The following is a 19,765-nucleotide window of genomic DNA, read 5'->3' as shown; positions in this document are numbered from 1 at the left end:
TCCCACAGGGGATTGTGTTAGGTCCGGGGGCTCGGGGTGGTAATGAGCGCGTCCGGTGTCTGGCCGACACCGGGTTCGGGTTTATCGCTGGCGCTGGTTGATGGGATTACTGGATCGGCCGGGCAGCATGCGGGTCAGGGTGTTGTCGCGGACCCAGTAGTGATGGAATAACCCCGCCGCTGCGTGCAGGCCGATCAGCCAGTAACCCGCGCTACCCAGCAGTTCATGCCAGTACTTGAATTGCTTGGCCAGGTCCGGATCGACCGCCACCGGCGATGGCAGGTAGAACTCAAAATAGGGCATCGGCTTGCCGCCAGCTGACAGCATCAGCCAGGCCAATAACGGCGTGGCGATCATCAATACGTACAACGCCAGGTGCATGAGGTGCGAAACGCCGGTCTGCCATTTGGGCAGTGCCGGGGTAATCGGTGGCCGAGGCGTCAGGCGTCCGAGCAGTCGCACCCACACCAGGGCGAAAATGCTCAACCCGAACAGGCCGTGCAGTCCGAGGAACATTCCCCTCAAATGACCGCCGCGGGGCAGCAGGCCTTTGATTTCGATGCAGGCATACACGCCCACAAACAACGCCAGCATCAGCCAGTGCAAGGTGATCGAGAGTTTTCCGTAACGTTGTACTGCTGAGTCGCGGGTCATAACGGGCCTCATAAAAGTCATTGCCGGCTGCCGAGTCATTCGTGCGGCCGGGGTGCGGTGTGTTACCGCACCGACGGGCCACACCCTGCCCGCCGAGTCTTAAGACAATCTGAAGACAGCGGCAGATGATCTTTTTGTCACCTTCAGATTCCGTTAAGAAATGCCTTCGATACTTCTCCCACACTTACCCGGGAGGCGTCTTCCAATGCCTGACTTTGAATGGAATATTCCTCTACCCCTGCGTTTCGGCCAGGCCGAAACGCCGCCGATGAGTCTGGCCAGAGCGTTGCCGGACGACGTCGAGCGACCAGTCTTCGAAGCCTTTATTCAACAACGTTTTCGTAAAGCCCATGGCGCCGACATTCGGCATTTCATGCCGGAGCTGTTTGGCATGCGTGATGCTGAAGGCACGCTGTGTGCGGTGGCCGGTGTGCGCATGGCGAATGCCGAATCGTTGTTTCTGGAACGTTATCTGGATGAGTCGATCGAGCCGCTGATCAGTGCTGCGGCCGACCGCCCGGTGGATCGCGCCGGCATTGTCGAGGTCGGCAATCTGGCCGCCAGCGACACCGGCAGCGCGCGAATGAGCATCATCGCCATCACTTACTTGCTGGCCATGGGCGGACTGGAATGGGTGGCGTTCACCGGCAATATCGGTCTGGTGAACAGCTTTCATCGCTTGGGCTTGGAACCGGTGACGCTGTGCGCGGCCGACCCTGAGCGGCTGGGGGATGAGCGCCAGCACTGGGGCAGTTATTACGAGAGCAAGCCGTGGGTGCACGTCGGCAACATTCGCGCTGGTTTCATTCATTTGCGCAACATCGGGATGTTCAATCGCCTGGGTTTGCCGACGTCCCTTGAGGAATCCAGCCATGTCGCCTGAAACCGAGCGTTTCAAACAGACCCTGCGCAGCCATGCCGAGCGCAAGACCAGCGCCATCGCGTTGTGGGGTGACCAGCAGACGGTGGATTACGCGACGCTGTACGCCGAGGTGGTGTATCGCCAGCAACGCCTGCGCGATGAGCAGGTCAAGGTGATCGCGCTGGCGTTGGACAATGGCGTCGACGCGATGCTCTGGGACTTGGCCGCGCTGTTCGAAGGCTTGACGTGCCTGACGCTGCCGCCGTTTTTCAGCCCCGCTCAGCGCGCCCATTGCCTGGAACAGAGTCAGGCCGAACGGGTGATTGCCGAACCCGCGCTGGACGACGAATTGCAAACGGCCGGCTACGAGAAAACCGGTGAGTTCTGGCGCCGCACGTTCAGCGGCCCGAACCGTATGCCGGAAGGGACCGCCAAACTGACCTTCACCTCGGGCACCACGGGCACGCCCAAAGGCGTGTGCCTCAGCGCCGAGAGCCTGTTGACGGTCGCTCGCGAACTGAATCAGGCCAGCAAACCCACCGATCCGCAGCATCACCTGGCCCTGCTGCCCCTGGCGATTTTGCTGGAAAACCTCGGTTGCTATGCGGCGTTGTATGCCGGGGCCACGTTGAGTTTGCCCAGTCAGCAAACCCTGGGAATTCAGGGGGCCAGCGGCGTTGATGTGCCGCGTCTGCTCGGTTGCCTGGCCACCCGGGCGCCCGAGAGCCTGATCCTGGTGCCGCAGTTGTTGCTGATGTTGGTCAGCGCCGCCGAGCAGAAAGCCTTCAGCCCTTTCTCGTTGCGGTTTGCGGCGGTGGGTGGTGCGCGGGTGTCCGAGGAATTGCTGCATCGCGCACAACGCATCGGTATACCCGTTTACGAAGGTTATGGGCTGTCGGAATGCGCCTCGGTGGTGTGCCTCAATCGCCCCGAAGCGCGCCGCCCCGGCAGTGTCGGCAAGCCCCTGTCCCACGTAACGATTCGCCTGGCCGAGGACGGCGAAGTGTTGGTCAAGGGTTCGAGCTTGCTCGGTTATCTGGGCGAGGCGCCGCACACCGATGAATGGTGGCCGACCGGCGATCTCGGCGAGTTTGACCCGGACGGTTTTCTCTACCTCAAGGGGCGCAAGAAGCATCAATTCGTCACCAGTTTCGGGCGCAACGTCAACCCGGAATGGGTCGAGGCCGAATTGACCCAGCGCCGCGATATCGCCCAGGCCTTCGTCTACGGCGAAGCCATGCCGCACAACCACGCGCTGCTCTGGCCCCATCGCCCGGACTGCACCGACGCCGAACTGGCTGCCGCCGTCGCCGAGGCCAACGAGGCCTTGCCCGGTTACGCCCAGGTTCATCACTGGACCCGTCTCGATCAACCCTTCACCCCCGCCAATGGCCTGCTCACCGCCAATGGCCGCCCGCGCCGTGACGCCATCGTCGAGCGTTACCGGGCGCAACTGACCGACTCTGTATTTTCCGAGGAATCCGCATCATGAGTTTTTTCGACACGCTGCAAGAAGCCACGCAACACGAACGCCATGAACTGTTCAATCTGCCGGTCATCCGCGATGCCCTTGAGGGCAAGGTCAGCCTCGAAAGCTACCGCGCTTTTCTGGCGCAAGCCTATTACCACGTGCGCCATACCGTGCCGTTGATGATGGCCTGCGGTGCGAAATTGCCGTCGCGCCTGGAATGGCTGCGTGAAGCGGTGTGCGAGTACATCGAGGATGAATACGGTCACGAACAGTGGGTGCTCAACGACATCGAAGCCTGCGGCGGTGACCGCAACGCCGTGCGCGACGGTCGTCCGAGCCTGCCGATTGAATTGATGGTCAGCTACCTCTACGACCTGATCGCCCGCGACAACCCGGTCGGCCTGTTCGGCATGGTCAACGTGCTGGAAGGCACCAGCATTGCCCTGGCCACCCACGCCGCTGGCAGCATCCGCGAGCGTCTGGATTTGCCGGAGAGCGCCTTCAGTTACCTCAGTTCCCATGGCTCTTTGGACATTGAGCACATGCAGACCTATCGCCGGTTGATGAATACCCTCGACGATCCGGCGGACCAGGCGGCGGTGATTCACGCCTCCAAAGTGGTGTACCGGCTTTACACCGACATGTTCCGCGGCTTGCCGCGTGACGGGGAGGCCCTGCATGAAGTTGCATGAAGCCCGCGTGGTGCTGACCGGTGCCAGCGGCGGCATCGGCCTGGCGATCGCCACCGCCCTGTGTGCCAGTGGCGCCCGGGTGCTGGCGGTGGCTCGGCATCAGGAACCGCTGATGCCTTTGCTTGAACGCTATCCGCGACACCTGTGCTGGGTCGGCGCCGACCTGACGGTGCTGTCCGACCGACGCAAGGTGCTGACCGCGGCCGAAGCGATTGGCGGGGTCAACTTGCTGATCAATGCCGCCGGGGTCAATCATTTCGCCATGCTCGAACAGCTGGAGGACAGCGACATCCACGCCATGCTGGCGGTGAACATCAGCGCGCCGATCTGCCTGACCAAAACCCTGCTGCCGCTGCTCAAGCAAGCCGAGAGTGCGATGGTGGTGAACGTCGGTTCGACTTACGGCTCCATCGGCTACCCCGGTTACGCCAGCTATTGCGCAACCAAGTTTGCCTTGCGCGGGTTTTCCGAGGCGCTGCGCCGGGAACTGGCGGACACCCGGGTCAGCGTGCTCTACGTCGCCCCACGCGCCACCCGCACCAGCATGAACAGCCCGGCGGCGCAGGCGTTGAACGATGCGCTCAAGGCTAACGTCGATGACCCGCAAACCGTTGCCTCTGCGGTGGTGCATGCGATTGCCGGTGACCGGCGCGACTTGTACCTCGGCTGGCCGGAGCGCTTTTTTGTGCGCCTCAACAGCCTGCTGCCCAATCTGGTGGACCGAGGCTTGCGCAAGCAATTGCCGTTGATCCGTCGCCTCAGTCAGAAGCCCGACAACGAGAACCTCAAACCATGAAGAACATCATCGCGTGCCTGCTGCTGGGGGCTCTGAGCCAAAGCGTCTGGGCGCTGGAGCCCGCCGACCAGCAACGCCTGCAGGGCATCCAGCAAAGCTGGGCGCACATTCAATACGAAGTCCCGGAAGCGCAACGCACCGCAGCCTTCGAGAAACTGGCGGCCCAGGCTTCGGCGTTCACCCAGGAACGCCAATCGGTGGCGGAAGCGTGGATCTGGTCCGGTATCGTCAGCAGCAGTTGGGCCGGTGCGCAGGGTGGGCTCGGTGCGCTGAGCAAGGTGAAAGCGGCGAAAGCCGATCTGGAAAAAGCCATGGCGCTGGACCCCAAAGCCCTGCAAGGCTCGGCCTACACCAGCCTCGGCGCGTTGTATGACCGCGTCCCCGGCTGGCCCATCGGTTTCGGTGATTCGGACAAGGCCGAACAGTTACTCAAGCAGGCCTTGCAACTCAACCCGAACGGCATCGATAGTCTGTACTTCTGGGGCGATCACCTCTACCGTGAAAAACGTTACAGCGAAGCTAAAGTCGCGCTGCAAAAGGCCCTGCAAGCCGCCCCAAGACCAGGCCGGGAAATCGCCGACGCCGGGCGGCGCAAAGAGATCGAAACGTTGCTGGTGGACGTGAACAAGAAAATCGACTGACAGGAGTCCGTGTGCGCTTATTACTGATTGAGGACGACGTGGCCCTCGGCGAGGGCATCCATCAAGCCCTGGGCCGCGAAGGTTACACCGTCGACTGGCTGAAGGACGGCACCAGCGCCTTGCATGCGCTGCTCAGTGAAACCTTTGACCTGGCGGTACTCGACCTCGGTCTGCCGCGCATGGACGGGCTTGAAGTGCTGCGGCGCTTGCGCGACAGCGGCTCCAACCTGCCGGTGCTGATCCTCACCGCCCGGGACGCGACCGAAGACCGCATTGCCGGGCTGGATGCCGGGGCCGACGATTACCTGATTAAGCCGTTTGACCTGGCGGAACTCAAGGCTCGCCTGCGGGCCTTGTTGCGCCGCAGTGCCGGTCGCGCCCAGGTGCTGATCGAACACGCCGGCATCAGCCTGAACCCCGGCACCCAGCAGGTCAGTTACCTGGGCGAACCGGTGGCGTTGACGCCCAAGGAATATCAGTTGCTCCACGAATTGCTCTCGCCGCCGGGGCGGGTCATGACCCGCGATCACCTGATGCAGTTGCTGTATGGCTGGAACGAGGAAGCCGAAAGCAACACCCTGGAAGTGCACATTCATCACCTGCGTAAAAAATTCTCCACCGACCTGATCCGCACCATTCGTGGTGTCGGATACCTGGTGGAGGAGCGCCGATGACGTCAATCCGGCGCCGCACCCTCACGCTGATCATTGGCCTGATGCTGGTGGGGGTGGCGGTGATCAGCCTGTTCAACCTGCACGACAGCAATCACGAAATCGCCGAAGTCTACGATGCCCAACTCGCGCAAAACGCCCGGCTGTTGCAGGGTGTGATGCGCATGCCGATGGCCAGCAAGGAACACGCCGATCTCTATCAGGCCTTCAACAAGGCGCTGGGCGAAGCGGAGCCTCGGGTTGACGGCCATCCCTATGAATCGAAAATGGCCTTTCAGGTGTGGAACCGCAACGGTGAAGTGCTGGTGCACACCGCCAGTGCGCCCTCATTCAACGCGCCGCCGACCAAACCCGGCTTCAGCGACGTGGTCGACCTGAACAACCGCCACTGGCGTGCGTTCCTGCTGGATGACAAACAGAATGACTTGAGAATCTGGGTCGGCGAACGGGACGACGTGCGTTCGGACTTGGTGGACCGGATCGTGCGGCACACCTTGTGGCCCAATGTGCTGGGCAGTCTGATTCTGGCGGCGATGATCTGGATGGCCATCGGCTGGGGCCTCAAGCCACTGGAAGACATGGCGGCGACCTTGCGCGCGCGGCACAGCGGCTCGCTGGAGCCGCTGCAATTGACCCCGTTACCCAGTGAACTGGAACCGATGCAGGCGGCGCTCAACCGCATGCTCGCGCAGATTCAGGAAGTGCTGGGCCGCGAGCGGCGCTTCATCGCCGATGCCGCCCACGAAATGCGCACACCGCTGGCCGTGCTGCGTGTGCATGCGCAAAATCTGCTGGAGGCCGGCACCGAGCAAGAGCGCCGCGAATCCCTGGAGTTTTTGATTGCCGGTGTCGACCGCACCAGCCGTCTGGTCAATCAATTGCTGACCATGGCCCGCCTCGAACCCAAAGCCATCGCGCCGGTACTGCGCAGCATCGACCTGGCCAACACCGTGCGCGACAGCCTCGTGCAGCTCACGCCGTGGTTGCTGAGCAAGAACCTTGAACTGGCCTTCGAGGTCACCGATCGCCCCTTTGAAGTGGTGGCCGACGCCGCCGCCATCGACATCGCCTTGAACAACCTGATCAGCAACGCGGCCAACTTTTCCCCTGAGCATGGGGTGATCACGGTGCAGCTCAATCAGGCGGACGGCTTCTATTCGCTGAGCGTCGAGGACCAGGGGCCCGGCATTGACGAAGCGGATCGTGGGAGATTGTTCGAACGGTTCTACAGCCGTGGCAATGCCCATGGCGCGGGTTTGGGCTTGACCATCGTCAACACCATCGCCACCCGACTGGGCGGACGCATCACCCTGACCAACCGCCCGGAAGGCGGCTTACGCGCAACGCTGTCGATTCCCGACAGCCAACCCCGCGATCCGCTACAACGCACCACGCGCGAGTTGCCGCCGAATGCTTGAGTGATCCGGACAGGATGTGGTGAGCCAGCTGACGCCATCGCGGGCAAGCCCGCTCCCACAAGGATTTGCGTCGACCGCAACACTCAACAACGACACCAAACCCTGTGGGAGCGGGCTTGCCCGCGAAGACGGCGGCACATCCAGCCTCCCTCTAACAGTCATACCCCGCAGCAAGCCATTTACAGTTCCCTCACTTTTTAGCACTCGCCAAATAATGCGCCACCAACGCATTCGCATGCCCATGCCCCACACCATGCTCATCCTTCAACCAAGCCACCATTTCCATATGCTTCTTGCCACTCACCGTCCCGAGCAGCTCCAGCCAATGGCTGATCGGCTGCCCATACTTTTTCTCGATGGACGGGAAGTACGACGCCGGGCCTTTCACTTTTGCATCTTCGCTCATGCTGCAAGCTCCCTGTTTCGCGACGGAGTGTCGGATAACGCTCCTTGTCGTCATCCCTCGAATTGAAGGCCAGGATGGCTGCGCAGTCCAGCGGGAGCAAGCTCCCTCGCCACAGGGGTTGTATTGTTTGCTTCATTGCTTGGCTGATCAGAGTTTTGTGATGAATTGCCAGGCTATCCCATCAACAACCCCTGCTCCGCCTCACACAACTCCACCACGTAATCCCACATCACCCGCAGCCTTACCGACTTGTGCAACTCCCGCCGCGTGCTGATCCAGTAGCTGCGCTCGATGGTTTCATCGGGAAACAGAGGCACCAGCTGCGGATCGGCGCTGGCCATGTAGCACGGCAACACTGCAATCCCCAACCCCGAGCGCGCCGCCTGTTGCTGGGCGATGACGCTGGTGCTGTGGAAGACCACCTGCGGGTTGCGGCAGAAGCTGTTGAGGAACATCAGTTCCTGGCTGAACAGCAAGTCGTCGACGTAGCCGATCCACGCGTGGCGGCCGAGGTCTTCGCGACTGTGCAGCGGGGGTGCCTTGTCGAGGTAGGCCTGGCTGGCGTAGAGCGCCAGGCGATAGTCGGTGAGTTTGCGGGTGACCAGCATGTCGGCGGCCGGGCGTTCGAGGTGGATGCTGATCTCGGCTTCGCGGTTGAGGATGCTGACGAAGCGCGGCACCGCCACCAGTTCCACTTCCAGTCCGGGGTAGCGTTCGAACAGGCCGTTCATGCGGCTGGCGAGGAACATGATGCCCAGCCCTTCGGTGACGCCGACGCGGATTTTGCCCAGGGGCGCGGTGGATTGGGTGATTTCCTCTTGCGCCAGCAACGCGACGTTTTCCATGGCTTCGGCGTGTTTGAGCAGCGCTTCGCCGGCCGGGGTCAGTTCGTAGCCCTGGGCGTGCTGGACAAACAGCGCGGTGCCGAGGCTCTTTTCGATGGCCTCGATGTGCCGGGCGACGGTGGCGTGGGTGGTGTTCAAACGGCGGGCGGCGGTAAGCAAACGCCCGCTGCGCTGCAACTCGAGAAAAAACCGCAGGTCATTCCAGTCGAACATGAGTCGTCCTTGGGGTTACGCTGTGTGAGTCGCTGTCTAAAAACGCACAGCGGCTGCGCAAAAACTAACATTCTTTTGACGAAAGCTAACAACTAGGATGACCGACAACAAGAACAACAATACGAGGTCAGGGATGCAGACTTCCCTTGATGAATTCGACTACATCGTGGTCGGCGCCGGGCCGGCCGGTTGTTTGCTGGCGAATCGGCTGTCGGCCGACCCGCAACACCGCGTCTTGCTGCTCGAAGCCGGCGGCCGCGATAACTACGCGTGGATTCACATCCCCGTGGGCTACCTGTTCTGCATCGGCAACCCGCGCACCGACTGGTGCTTCAAGACCGAAGCGCAACCCGGCCTCCAAGGTCGCGCCCTGAGTTACCCGCGCGGCAAAGTGCTGGGCGGCTGTTCCTCGATCAACGGCATGATCTACATGCGCGGCCAGGCCGGCGACTATGACGGCTGGGCCGCTGACGGCAATCCGGGCTGGCGCTGGAACGACGTGTTGCCACTGTTCAAGAAAAGCGAAAACCATTTTGCCGGCGACTCGGAATTTCATGGCGCCAGTGGCAACTGGCGGGTCGAGCGTCAACGGCTGTCCTGGCCGATTCTGGATGCATTCCGCAGCGCCGCCGAACAAAGCGGCATCGCCAGCATCGATGACTTCAACCAGGGCGACAACGAAGGCTGCGGCTATTTCCAGGTCAACCAGAAGGCCGGGATTCGCTGGAACGCGGCCAAGGCGTTTCTCAAACCGATCCGCAATCGACCCAACCTCACGGTGTTGACCGACGTCGAAGTGGACCGCGTGCAGCTGGAAAACGGCCGTGCTTCGGCGGTCAGCACCCGCTACCAAGGTCAGGCGAAAACCTTCAAGGCGCGCAAGGAAATCGTGTTGTGCGCGGGCTCCGTCGGTTCACCGAGCATTCTGCAACGCTCCGGCATCGGCCCTCGCCCACTCCTGGAAAAACTGGGGATCGGCGTGGCTCATGAGCTGTCCGGCGTGGGCGGCAATCTGCAGGATCACCTGCAACTGCGACTGATCTACAAACTGGAAAACGCCCGCACCCTGAACCAGATCGCCGGCAGCGTGTGGGGCAAGATGGGCATGGGCCTGCGCTATCTGTACGACCGCAGCGGCCCGCTGTCGATGGCGCCGAGTCAGCTGGGTGCGTTTGCCCGGTCGGGGCCGGAACAGACTTCGGCCAATCTCGAATACCACGTGCAACCGCTGTCGCTGGAACGCTTCGGCGAACCGTTGCATGCCTTCCCTGCTTTTACCGCGTCGGTTTGCGATTTGAGGCCGCAGAGTCGGGGGCGCGTGGAGATTCGCTCCGCCGATCCGCAGGAAGCGCCGCTGATTCAGCCCAATTACTTGAGCCATCCGGAAGATTTGCGGGTCGCCGCCGATGCCATCCGCCTGACCCGCCGCATCGTCGCCGCCCCGGCCCTGCGAGCGTTCAAACCTATTGAGTATTTGCCCGGCGACAGCTTGCAGACGGAAGAAGAACTGCACGAAGCCGCGGCGCGGATAGGCACGACGATTTTTCATCCGGTGGGCACCTGCCGCATGGGCAACGATGCGGAGGCGGTGGTCGATGCCGAGTTGCGCGTTCACGGGATTCCCGGCCTCCGCGTCGCCGATGCTTCGATCATGCCGCGCATTACCTCGGGTAATACGTGCTCGCCTACGCTGATGATTGCCGAAAAGGCTGCGCAGCTGATCCTGAACCCTGCGGTACACACCGAACCTGTGGGAGCGGGCTTGCTCGCGAAAGCGGCATTACATTCAACGTAAGTGTCGACTGACCCACCGCCTTCGCGAGCAAGCCCGCTCCCACAGGGGATCGCGCAAGATTTACGGACGTTGAAACACCGCTGCAAGGAACACGCAACACCAGTGGAACAACAAAAACAATCACTGTGAGGGATACCGATATGTCAGAACATGTTCAGCCCCTGGATGCCACGCGCAGCGTCGACGCCAGCCCCGATACTCGCAAAGTCATCTTCGCGTCGTCACTCGGGACGGTGTTCGAGTGGTACGACTTTTTCCTCTACGGCGCCCTCGCGGCGGTAATCAGCAAGCAGTTTTTCGCCGGGGTCAACGACACCACGGCGTTCATCTTTGCGCTGATGGCGTTTGCCGCCGGTTTCATCGTGCGGCCCTTCGGCGCGCTGGTGTTCGGCCGGCTGGGGGACATGATCGGGCGTAAATACACGTTCCTCGCGACCATCATCCTTATGGGCCTGGCGACTTTCTGCGTTGGGCTGTTGCCGACCTATTCGAGCATCGGCATCGCCGCGCCGATTATCCTCGTGTTGCTGCGCATGCTTCAGGGCCTGGCCCTGGGCGGTGAATACGGCGGTGCCGCGACGTACGTCGCCGAACACGCGCCGATGGGCAAACGCGGCTTCCACACCAGCTGGATTCAATCCACCGCCACCCTCGGCCTGTTGCTGTCGCTGCTGGTGGTGCTCGGTTGCCGTTATTTCACCGGCGAACAGTTTGAAGTCTGGGGCTGGCGCATTCCGTTTCTGTTTTCCATCGTGCTGCTGGGCATCTCGACCTGGATTCGTTTGAGCCTGCACGAGTCGCCGGCCTTCGTGAAAATGAAAGAAGAAGGCAAGCTCTGCAAGTCGCCGCTGCGCGATTCCTTCGGTAAATGGGAAAACCTCAAAGTCGTACTGATCGCCCTGTTCAGCATCAACGCCGGGCAAGCGGTGACCTTTTATGCGGCGCAGTTTTACGTGCTGTTTTTCCTCACGCAGTTCCTGAAGATGGACCCGGCCCTGGCCAACAGTCTGCTGATTGTCAGCGTGATCATCGGCGCGCCGTTCTTCATCTTTTTCGGCTGGCTGTCGGACAAGGTCGGACGCAAACCGGTGCTGATGATCGGCCTGTTGCTCGCAACTGCGTTGTACTTCCCGATCTTCAAATCCATCGCCCACTACGCCAACCCGGCCATCGACCAGGCCAGCCGTCAGGCACCGATCACCGTGCTGGCCGACCCGGCCACTTGCACCTTCCAGTTCGACCCGGTGGGCAAGGCGAAATTTGACAGCCCGTGCGACAAGGTCAAAACCTTCCTCGTGAAACAGGGCCTGCCCTACAAGTCCGAAGCCGCACCGGCCGGCAGCGGCGTGCAGGTCAGCGTCGGTGACGTGAAAATCGATGGCTATGATGAAGCCGCCCTGCGCGGCGCGGTGACCTTGGCGGGGTATCCGTCACAAGCCGACACGCAACAGGTCAACAAGGCCATGATCGTGGCGCTGATGGTGGTGCTGATCATTATTTCCGCCATGTGCTACGGCCCGCTGGCGGCGCTGATGGTCGAACTCTTCCCGACCCGCATCCGCTACACCTCGATGTCCCTGCCGTACCACATCGGCAATGGTTGGTTTGGCGGATTCCTGCCGACCGTGTCGTTTGCGTTGGTGGTGTATACCGGGGACATTTTCTACGGGCTGTGGTACCCGGTGGTGATTACCGCGGTGAGCCTGGTGGTGGGGATGATCTGTCTGCGTGAGACGAAAAACGTGGATCTGGATACCAACTGAAGTCACTGCAATCCCCTGTGGTGAGGGGATTCATCCCCGTTGGGTCGCGAAGCGGCCCCGATCCAGCCGCCTCGATTGTTCTGACACCGAGGTGGCTGGTTTAGGCCTGCTGCGCAGGCCAGCGGGAGCAAGCTCCCTCGCCACAGGTTAAGCTCAACGACATCGGCAGCCCCGCCATTCCACAGACCGAGGCCCCATGATCATTTCATCCGCATCCGACTACCGCGAGGCTGCACGTCGCAAACTCCCGCGTTTTCTGTTCGATTACATCGATGGCGGGGCGTATGCCGAGCATACGCTGCGGGCCAACAGCGCTGATCTGACGGGTATCAGCCTGCGTCAGCGCATCCTGAAAAACGTCGAAACCCTAAGCCTTGAAACCACCCTCTTCGATCAACCGCTTTCAATGCCGGTCATTTTGGCACCGGTCGGCCTGACGGGTATGTTCGCCCGTCGAGGTGAAGTGCAGGCGGTCAGAGCGGCGGAAAAAAAAGGCATCCCACTGTGCCTTTCAACCGTATCGGTGTGTTCGATCGAGGAAGTCGCGGCGCAGAGCCAGCAATCCATCTGGTTTCAGCTGTACGTGCTCAAAGACCGGGGCTTCATGAAAAACGCCCTGGAGCGTGCGAAGGCCGCCGGGGTGAAAAACCTGGTGTTTACCGTCGACATGCCTACCCCGGGCGCCCGCTACCGGGATGCGCATTCGGGCATGTCCGGGCCTTTTGCATCGTCGCGACGAATGCTTCAGGCCATGACCCGCCCCGACTGGGCGTTCAACGTCGGCGTCATGGGCCGCCCGCACGACCTGGGCAACATCTCGAAGTACCTGGGCAAGGCCGTCACCCTGGAAGATTACATGGGCTGGCTGGCCAACAACTTCGACCCTTCTATCAGCTGGGCAGACCTGCAGTGGATTCGTGATTTCTGGAAAGGCCCGATGATCATCAAAGGCATCCTCGACCCGCAGGACGCCAAGGATGCGGTCAGCTTTGGCGCGGACGGGATTGTGGTGTCGAACCACGGCGGGCGGCAGCTGGACGGCGTGCTGTCCACCACCAAGGCATTGCCGCCGATCATGCAAGCGGTGGGCAATGATTTGACGGTGCTGGTCGACTCGGGGATCCGCTCGGGGCTGGATGTCGTGCGGATGCTTGCCATGGGTGCCAAAGGCATATTGCTGGGGCGCTCCATGGCCTACGCGCTGGCGGCCGATGGGCAACGCGGGGTGGAAAACATGCTGGATATTTTCGCCAAGGAAATGCGCGTGGCCATGACGCTGACCGGGGTGACTTCGATTGGGCAGATTGATGAATCGACGCTGGTGGGGGCTGTTCGTTGAGGTGAACACGCCCGATTAGTACGGGCAGCTGTGCACCTAAGCTCGCTTCAGTCAATGAAAACCTGTGACGAGGGAGCTTGCTCCCGCTTGAGTGCGCAGCACTCACAAAAATCGGTAGGGTTGCCCCGTTTTTGGGGCCGCTACGCAGCCCAGCGGGAGCAAGCTCCCTCGCCACAAAAGCAGGTATGCCTGAAACATCGCGCGTGAGTGACCAGCATGACCGTCAACACGAACCCTCACTCAACGTCTTTGAGCACCTCAAACTTGACTTGATCGGGATAGAACGCCACATACCCGCGAATCTGTTCGACCGACACCTTGGGGTCTTCATAGCGCCACACCGCGTTAGCGCCCTCATGCCCCGGGATCTGCAAACTGTAATAAGTGGCGTCGCCCTTGTACGGGCAATAGGTCGTGTGGTCGGTGCGAGCGAAATACTGTTCGTCGATGTCCTCCCAGGGAACGTAATACACCGGAGGATAATTGGCCTCCAGCAGCACCAGTGCACGCGAGGAGGCGGCCACCTGAATACCATGAAACTTCACCAGCAGGCTGCCCGGCTGCTCGGCGATGGTGATGACAGGACTGGGACCGGAGCTTTTCATGGAATACGTTCCTCATGACGGTGATGGACCTGTGGGAACAAGATTTGCGCCCCGCTCATGTGGCGAGGGCGCTTGTCGGAGAGCCGCACCGTCTCGCTGGGCTGCGCAGCGGCCCCAGAATCTGAGACTGCGAAATGTCAGGTATAACCCAAAATTCGCCGACACGACGGCCTCGCAGCCGAACGGGCCGTTTTGACTGGCGCAAACAAACGCAACAGATTTGCTGTACATCCATACAGATAATGATTGATCCATTGCTCATCACCGGCCATTCTGTGCGCCTCTTGCACACTTGATGAACGATGGTGGTTATGCAGCTGTACCTCTGTGAAAAACCTTCCCAGGCCAAAGACATCGCGGCGGTACTCGGCGCCAAGCGTCGGGGCGACGGTTGCTGGCTGGGAACGGACGTCACGGTGACCTGGTGCATCGGCCATCTGCTGGAAACCGCGCCGCCGGATGCCTACGACGCGCGCTACAAGCGCTGGGTGCTGGCGGATCTGCCGATCATTCCGGAAAAGTGGAAGATGACGGTCAAACCGCGCACCGCCAGCCAGTACAAGGCGGTCAAACGCCTGCTCGGCGAGGCTGATGAGTTGGTGATCGCCACCGACGCCGACCGCGAGGGCGAGATGATTGCCCGGGAGTTGGTCGAGCATTGCCGCTATCGCGGGCCGATCCGGCGACTTTGGCTGTCGGCGCTGGACGATGCGTCGATACGCAAGGCGCTGGCGGCGCTCAAACCGGGGGTCGAGACCTTCAGCCTTTATCATTCGGCGCTGGGACGTTCCCGGGCCGACTGGTTGATCGGGATGAACATGAGCCGTTTGTTCACCTTGCTGGGCCGCCAGTCCGGTTATCAGGGCGTGTTGCCGGTGGGCCGGGTGCAGACACCGACCTTGCGGCTGGTGGTGGATCGCGACCGCAGCATTGCCGATTTCGTGCCGGTCGCCTATTGGGCCATCGACGTGCAGCTGTTGCACGACGGCACGGCGTTCACCGCCCAGTGGCGTGCGGCATCCGACGTCTGTGACGATCAGGATCGCTGCCTGAATCAGGCGCTGGCCCAGCAAGCGGCGGCGGCCATCAGCAGCGCGGCGAGTGCCCGGGTGGTCAAGCTGCGCACCGAGCGGATGCGTGAAGTCGCGCCGTTGCCGTTCGACTTGGGCACCTTGCAGGAAGTCTGTTCGAAGAAGCTCGGGCTCGGCGCCCAGGAAACCCTCGACATCGCCCAGGCGCTCTACGAAACCCACAAGGTCATCACCTACCCGCGCAGCGATTGCGGTTTCCTGCCGCTGAGCCAGCACAGCGAAGCCCCGGGCATTCTCGCCGCGCTCCGGCAAGCCGATCCGTCGCTGAATGCCTTGAACGATTTCCTGGAGCCACAGCGCCGCTCACGGGCCTGGAACGACGCCAAGGTCACGGCTCACCACGGCATCATCCCGACGGCGGCGGCCAAGCATCTCGACCGACTGGTGGGCAAGCAACGGGCGGTCTACACCCTGATCCGCGCGCGCTATCTGGCGCAGTTCCTGCCCAACCATGAATACGACCGCACCCAGGCCGACTTCGACTGCGCCGGTGAAGCCCTGCGCGCCGTCGGCAAGCAAATCGTCGAGCCCGGCTGGAAACGCGCCCTGCCCGAGGCGCTCGCCCCGGCCAAGGGTCGCGAGGCACCGGCACCGCAAACACTCCCGGCATTGGCCGAAGGCCGTGACTGCGCGGTGGCCGATGTGAAGCTCAAGGACCTCTGGACGCAACCGCCCAAGCCGTTCACAGAAGGCGACCTGATCAAAGCGATGAAGAACGTCGCCAAACTGGTGGAAGACCCGCTGCTCAAACAGAAGCTCAAGGACACCACCGGCATTGGCACCGAGGCGACCCGCGCCTCTATCATCCAGGGCCTGCTCGACCGCGGTTACCTGATCAAGAACGGCAAGGCCCTGGCCGCGACCCCGGCGGCCTTCAGCCTGATCGATGCCGTACCGCGCGCCATCGCCGACCCCGGCACCACGGCCATCTGGGAACAGGCGCTGGACATGGTGCAAAGCGGCGAGATGAGCCTGGAAGAATTCGTCACCAAACAAGCCGCGTGGATGAGCAAACAGGTCGCCCGTTGCGCCGGCCTGAGCCTGACCATCAGTGGGCCGGCGAGCCCGGCCGGCCGTGGCGCCACCCCATGGAAAAACAAACGAAAACCCGCCAAGCGCAAGCCGTCGACAGGCGCCAAACGCGCGGCGAAACCGGCCAGCAAAGCTTGAGGGCACTTCGAATGGACCGTGATGGTCTAGTGTTCTTCAAGCCCGGCGATGGCCCCTTTTCTGAAAAGGCATCGCAGCCTCGTTTCACTCGACAGCTGCTACAGGAACCTTGTTTATGATTATCGTGCACCACCTGAACAACTCCCGCTCCCAACGGATTCTCTGGTTGCTGGAAGAACTGGCCATTCCTTATGAGCTGAAACGCTATCAACGCGACCCGAAAACCAATCTGGCCCCGCCGGAATTGAAAGCGATCAACGCCCTGGGCAAATCGCCGGTCATCGAAGATGGCGCGCAGAAACTGATCGAGTCTTCCGCGATCATCGATTACCTGATCCGTCGTCATGGCCAGGGGCGCCTGCAACCCGATCCTTCTACCCCCGCCTACGACGAATACGTCCAGTGGCTGCACTTCGCCGAAGGTTCGGCCATGCTGCCGCTGATGTTGAACCTGTACGTCGGGCGTCTGGGTGAAGCCGGTGCACCGCTGCATCCGCGCATCAACTCCGAAGTGGCCAACTACCTTGGCTACCTCGACACGGCATTGAGCCAGTCCGATTATTTGCTGGGTGACACATTCAGCGCCGCCGATATCCAGATGAGCTTTATCGGCGAGATTGCCCGCGCCCAGGGCAAGCTGGGCAACTACCCTCATGTAGCGGCCTGGGTTGAACGTTTCCAGGCACGCCCTGCTTACGTTGCTGCGTTGAAGACCGGCGGGACTTACGACTTCGCGCCTCACTGAGTGATCCCGAAAGGGCCACGGACGGCCCTCGATCTGGAGAGAACCCAGCATGCCCTCGATAGCACTGCATGCCGCACAACGCGACGAACTGGAAACGATCGAAAACCTGATGCAGTTCTATATGCACGACTTCAGCGAGTTTCTACCGCTGAAACTCGGCGAGCACGGTTTCTTCAATATCCGGCCGACTCTGGATTACTGGCGTAACCCCGCAACCCGGCCGTTTCTGATCAAAGTGGATGGAGAGCTCGCCGGTTTCGTGACGGTGGACGACGACGTTCATATCGAGGGTGCCGAGCACAACATCGGCTACTTGTTCATCAGCCGGCGCTTTCGTGGCCAAGGTGTCGCGAGGTTTGTCGTTTCCACCCTCTTGAGCCGGTTCCCCGGTCAATGGCAGATTTTCCACATCGACGCGAACCCGCCTGCACGGCGCTTCTGGGCCAAAGTGATGCCCGAGTTCGCAAGCGATGAATTCACCCTGCATCAACGGTCGGTAGACGGTTATCCCTGCACCTTCTATCGCTTCCAACACCTTCTGCCATCGTCCTGACCAGGGCGTTGCGGCGCTGCTTTTTAATTCCAAAGCGCTTTGTCCGACAATATGTAGTGACTGAAAATAATCACTACATAACGGTTGACGCCTCCGATTTGCCCTTGCATGATGCAGACATCTCCCCGATCGGGAGTACAGCAACATGTTTGAGCAAGCTCGTCTGACCGCCGAGCTGTTTTTCCCGGATACACGCTGCCCACAAGGCAGATTGAAGAAGCTGACCTGGCCCGAACGTCCAGTACAAGGACGAGAAGCGCTGGCGATCAATCCTCATGAAGCTTGTGGCCGACCCTTAAAAGTCGGCGGTGGCCTCCAGGTTTTCGCTGCTTCTCTTCGTTGTGACGCTATTGCGTAGCAGTTATTCAACACGACTACATGCAACAGAAGCGAGACCCCGTCGAATTGACGGCCGACCGCCGACGTCCTGGTTTCGGTGCCAGGGATCAACTAACCGATGGGCTACCTGTATTAGCGAATCAACTTTGAAAGATCACCAACTTGGTCAAGGGGCATATTATGAATCTGAACAATCAACCTACTATCGATGAACTGGCTCATCTGTTCGCGACGCAAAAAGACAGCCACGACAGCCACATTCTGTGGATCAGCAAATCGGGCGAGGTTCAAATCGACTGCCTGTCGCCGCACGCCCATGAAGCGGAGTTCGACCAGAACAACCAGAACCTGTTGGCCCGACTGAAGATGTACCGTCGCGGCCAGGGCTATGTCGGCAAAAAAGCCGCGGCTGACAAGGACTTCATCGGTCATGTTCTGCAAACGCTGAAACAGGCGTGGTCCTCGATGCACAACCAGAACGAAGTTCGGGTGATTGACCGGTTCTACTGATATCCCCCACTGCTCATCAATAAAAAAGGCCCCGCTCGTCCTATCGAGCGGGGCCTTTTTTTGTTTGTCGCGAGCGTAGTAAATACAGCTATCGTTAAGCGTATTCGCTGTTGTGCCCATGGAGACTTGCGATGAAAAGTACCCTGACTTTCCTGTTATTACTGGCTACCGCAACTATTGCTCAAGCAAACAGCGTCGAAGGTGTTCCTTCTTTCGATGTGGAATGCCCCGGAAAAATCATCATTCACGCGGATCAGGACGGTCCGGTGTTGATCAACAACAAAGAAGCTGACACAAAAGCCATTAGCGAGCGTCGCTTCGAAGCCAAGGGTTCGGGCATCACGATTTCGATCGTTCTCGCCGATGACGACTCGGTGACCGTGAGCTCCACGGGCAAAGCCCCCAATGGCGTCTGCCAATCACTGGACGACTGACTCCGTCGCCACCGCCCCTAACACCAGTTTCATAAACGCCACTGACGCCGCGCTGTGATAGTTGTTCTTGCGCCGAAGCAGCGCCGCACCGCGAGTAGGTGCATCCCCAAGCAATGGAATTTTGCGCAGAGCCCGGTCCTGAGTGGCGATGGGTGCCGGGAGGATGGTGGCGATGCCCGTGTGCCGAATCACCTCCAGCAAGGTGCTCACCGAGCCTTTCGGCCTTTGCTTCAGCTGGGGGAAACCCAAAAAATTCGGTCGATTGTTGCTTGATCTGAAATGCCCGCGTCGCGGCGCTCCCGGTCCACGGGAGCGCTGCACTCACAAGGTCGCCCTGATCAGTGATCGTCTTTTGCTGACGATGATGGCCGACGCTCGGCGGTTTCTTCGGCGTTAGGGGGAACTGGATTACTGCCCGGCGTGAACACGTGGGTCAGCAAGTCCCTGGCATCGATTTCCACGACGCCCGGCACCGAACGGGCCAGAGCAACAGCCTGCTCACACTGTTTATGGGTGTTGACCCGACCGCTCAACGCCACCGTACCCGCAAAGGTTTTGACATGGATCTGCAGGCCGAGGCTGGGTTCGGCCAAGGCCAGGGCCGACTTAACCCGGCCGGTAATCCATGTGTCGTGCACGACCGTTTCCAGATCGTGGGAGTAATGCCGAAAAGAATGAAGTTTCATGACGCAGTCCTCACTCGGAACACAGACGCAAACACACCTTAATTATAGTGCGATCGTTGCCTGTGC

General features: G+C 60.8%; 21 protein-coding genes and 1 pseudogene. 16 read left to right on the top strand and 6 right to left on the bottom strand.

Translation table 11 applies throughout. The features are described from left to right. Positions 1-81: 81 nt before the first annotated feature. Positions 82-654 carry a cytochrome b gene (locus ACA075_RS12815; RefSeq protein WP_497298801.1) on the bottom strand — a complete coding sequence of 191 codons (573 nt, stop codon included), beginning with the start codon at positions 652-654 and terminating at the stop codon, positions 82-84. Positions 655-859: 205 nt separating this feature from the next. On the opposite strand from ACA075_RS12815, the gene ACA075_RS12810 reads away from it, so the two are divergent. Genes ACA075_RS12810 through ACA075_RS12780 form a run of 7 tightly spaced genes read left to right on the top strand, consistent with a single transcriptional unit; the run spans position 860 to position 7,205 of the window. Next, positions 860-1,537: a thermostable hemolysin gene (locus tag ACA075_RS12810; RefSeq protein ID WP_497298800.1), complete on the top strand. Its 678-nt coding sequence runs from the start codon at positions 860-862 to the stop codon at positions 1,535-1,537. Beyond that, positions 1,527-3,008: an AMP-binding protein gene (locus ACA075_RS12805; protein WP_497298799.1), complete on the top strand. Its 1,482-nt coding sequence runs from the start codon at positions 1,527-1,529 to the stop codon at positions 3,006-3,008. Before ACA075_RS12810 ends, ACA075_RS12805 begins: the two co-directional genes overlap by 11 nt. Further along, positions 3,005-3,679 (top strand): iron-containing redox enzyme family protein, encoded by a 675-nt coding sequence (locus ACA075_RS12800; RefSeq protein WP_497298798.1) that lies wholly within the window; start codon positions 3,005-3,007, stop codon positions 3,677-3,679. Before ACA075_RS12805 ends, ACA075_RS12800 begins: the two co-directional genes overlap by 4 nt. Continuing rightward, positions 3,666-4,475 carry an SDR family oxidoreductase gene (locus ACA075_RS12795; protein ID WP_497298797.1) on the top strand — a complete coding sequence of 270 codons (810 nt, stop codon included), beginning with the start codon at positions 3,666-3,668 and terminating at the stop codon, positions 4,473-4,475. Before ACA075_RS12800 ends, ACA075_RS12795 begins: the two co-directional genes overlap by 14 nt. Next, positions 4,472-5,116 carry a tetratricopeptide repeat protein gene (locus ACA075_RS12790; RefSeq protein ID WP_497298795.1) on the top strand — a complete coding sequence of 215 codons (645 nt, stop codon included), beginning with the start codon at positions 4,472-4,474 and terminating at the stop codon, positions 5,114-5,116. Before ACA075_RS12795 ends, ACA075_RS12790 begins: the two co-directional genes overlap by 4 nt. A gap of 11 nt (positions 5,117-5,127) precedes the next feature. Continuing rightward, positions 5,128-5,790: a response regulator gene (locus tag ACA075_RS12785; protein WP_497298794.1), complete on the top strand. Its 663-nt coding sequence runs from the start codon at positions 5,128-5,130 to the stop codon at positions 5,788-5,790. After that, positions 5,787-7,205, top strand: coding sequence for an ATP-binding protein (locus ACA075_RS12780; protein ID WP_497298793.1), 1,419 nt, complete (start codon positions 5,787-5,789; stop codon positions 7,203-7,205). Before ACA075_RS12785 ends, ACA075_RS12780 begins: the two co-directional genes overlap by 4 nt. A 190-nt stretch (positions 7,206-7,395) precedes the next feature. Here ACA075_RS12780 and ACA075_RS12775 read toward each other — a convergent pair whose 3' ends face one another. Then, positions 7,396-7,611 carry a DUF4287 domain-containing protein gene (locus ACA075_RS12775; RefSeq protein ID WP_497298792.1) on the bottom strand — a complete coding sequence of 72 codons (216 nt, stop codon included), beginning with the start codon at positions 7,609-7,611 and terminating at the stop codon, positions 7,396-7,398. A 173-nt stretch (positions 7,612-7,784) separates the two neighbouring features. Beyond that, positions 7,785-8,669 carry a LysR family transcriptional regulator gene (locus tag ACA075_RS12770; RefSeq protein ID WP_497298791.1) on the bottom strand — a complete coding sequence of 295 codons (885 nt, stop codon included), beginning with the start codon at positions 8,667-8,669 and terminating at the stop codon, positions 7,785-7,787. Positions 8,670-8,802: 133 nt separating this feature from the next. On the opposite strand from ACA075_RS12770, the gene ACA075_RS12765 reads away from it, so the two are divergent. The 3 genes from ACA075_RS12765 to lldD all read left to right on the top strand — a co-directional run bounded on the left by ACA075_RS12765 (position 8,803) and on the right by lldD (position 13,566). After that, a complete protein-coding gene (locus tag ACA075_RS12765) occupies positions 8,803-10,464 on the top strand; it encodes a GMC family oxidoreductase (protein ID WP_497298790.1) in 1,662 nt (553 codons plus the stop codon). A gap of 140 nt (positions 10,465-10,604) precedes the next feature. Then, positions 10,605-12,227 (top strand): MFS transporter, encoded by a 1,623-nt coding sequence (locus ACA075_RS12760; protein ID WP_497298788.1) that lies wholly within the window; start codon positions 10,605-10,607, stop codon positions 12,225-12,227. A 196-nt stretch (positions 12,228-12,423) separates the two neighbouring features. Continuing rightward, positions 12,424-13,566, top strand: coding sequence for an FMN-dependent L-lactate dehydrogenase LldD (gene lldD, locus ACA075_RS12755; protein ID WP_497298786.1), 1,143 nt, complete (start codon positions 12,424-12,426; stop codon positions 13,564-13,566). A 236-nt stretch (positions 13,567-13,802) separates the two neighbouring features. On the opposite strand, the gene ACA075_RS12750 is transcribed toward lldD, so the two are convergent. Beyond that, positions 13,803-14,171, bottom strand: coding sequence for a DUF427 domain-containing protein (locus tag ACA075_RS12750; protein ID WP_497298785.1), 369 nt, complete (start codon positions 14,169-14,171; stop codon positions 13,803-13,805). A gap of 311 nt (positions 14,172-14,482) precedes the next feature. On the opposite strand from ACA075_RS12750, the gene ACA075_RS12745 reads away from it, so the two are divergent. The 6 genes from ACA075_RS12745 (at position 14,483) to ACA075_RS12720 (ending at position 19,013) form a co-directional block, all read left to right on the top strand. Continuing rightward, positions 14,483-16,432, top strand: coding sequence for a DNA topoisomerase III (locus ACA075_RS12745; protein ID WP_497298783.1), 1,950 nt, complete (start codon positions 14,483-14,485; stop codon positions 16,430-16,432). 115 nt (positions 16,433-16,547) lie between these two features. Beyond that, the gene (locus ACA075_RS12740) at positions 16,548-17,177 is read left to right on the top strand and encodes a glutathione S-transferase family protein (protein WP_497298782.1); all 630 of its coding nucleotides are present in this window, start codon (positions 16,548-16,550) and stop codon (positions 17,175-17,177) included. A gap of 49 nt (positions 17,178-17,226) precedes the next feature. Beyond that, a complete protein-coding gene (locus tag ACA075_RS12735; RefSeq protein WP_497298780.1) occupies positions 17,227-17,730 on the top strand; it encodes a GNAT family N-acetyltransferase in 504 nt (167 codons plus the stop codon). Between the two features lie 145 nt (positions 17,731-17,875). Next, positions 17,876-18,088: a hypothetical protein gene (locus tag ACA075_RS12730; RefSeq protein ID WP_462026805.1), complete on the top strand. Its 213-nt coding sequence runs from the start codon at positions 17,876-17,878 to the stop codon at positions 18,086-18,088. 161 nt (positions 18,089-18,249) lie between these two features. After that, on the top strand, positions 18,250-18,579 hold the full coding sequence (locus ACA075_RS12725; protein ID WP_497298779.1) for a hypothetical protein: 330 nt from the start codon (positions 18,250-18,252) through the stop codon (positions 18,577-18,579). Positions 18,580-18,710: 131 nt separating this feature from the next. After that, entirely contained in the window at positions 18,711-19,013 is a 303-nt protein-coding gene (locus tag ACA075_RS12720) for a hypothetical protein (protein ID WP_497298778.1), read from the top strand. Here the strand turns inward: ACA075_RS12720 and ACA075_RS12715 are convergent. Together ACA075_RS12715 and ACA075_RS12710 are read right to left on the bottom strand one after the other, a co-directional pair. Continuing rightward, a pseudogene (locus tag ACA075_RS12715) lies at positions 18,999-19,226 on the bottom strand (transcriptional regulator CynR); the annotation flags it as partial. The gene ACA075_RS12720 and the pseudogene ACA075_RS12715 sit on opposite strands and share 15 nt — an antisense overlap. A 125-nt stretch (positions 19,227-19,351) precedes the next feature. After that, on the bottom strand, positions 19,352-19,699 hold the full coding sequence (locus ACA075_RS12710; RefSeq protein WP_497298776.1) for a BON domain-containing protein: 348 nt from the start codon (positions 19,697-19,699) through the stop codon (positions 19,352-19,354). Between the last annotated feature and the right edge of the window lie 66 nt (positions 19,700-19,765).

This window comes from Pseudomonas sp. LBUM1663 (genome assembly GCF_059695905.1).
This window is presented reverse-complemented; position numbering and strand designations above follow the sequence as displayed.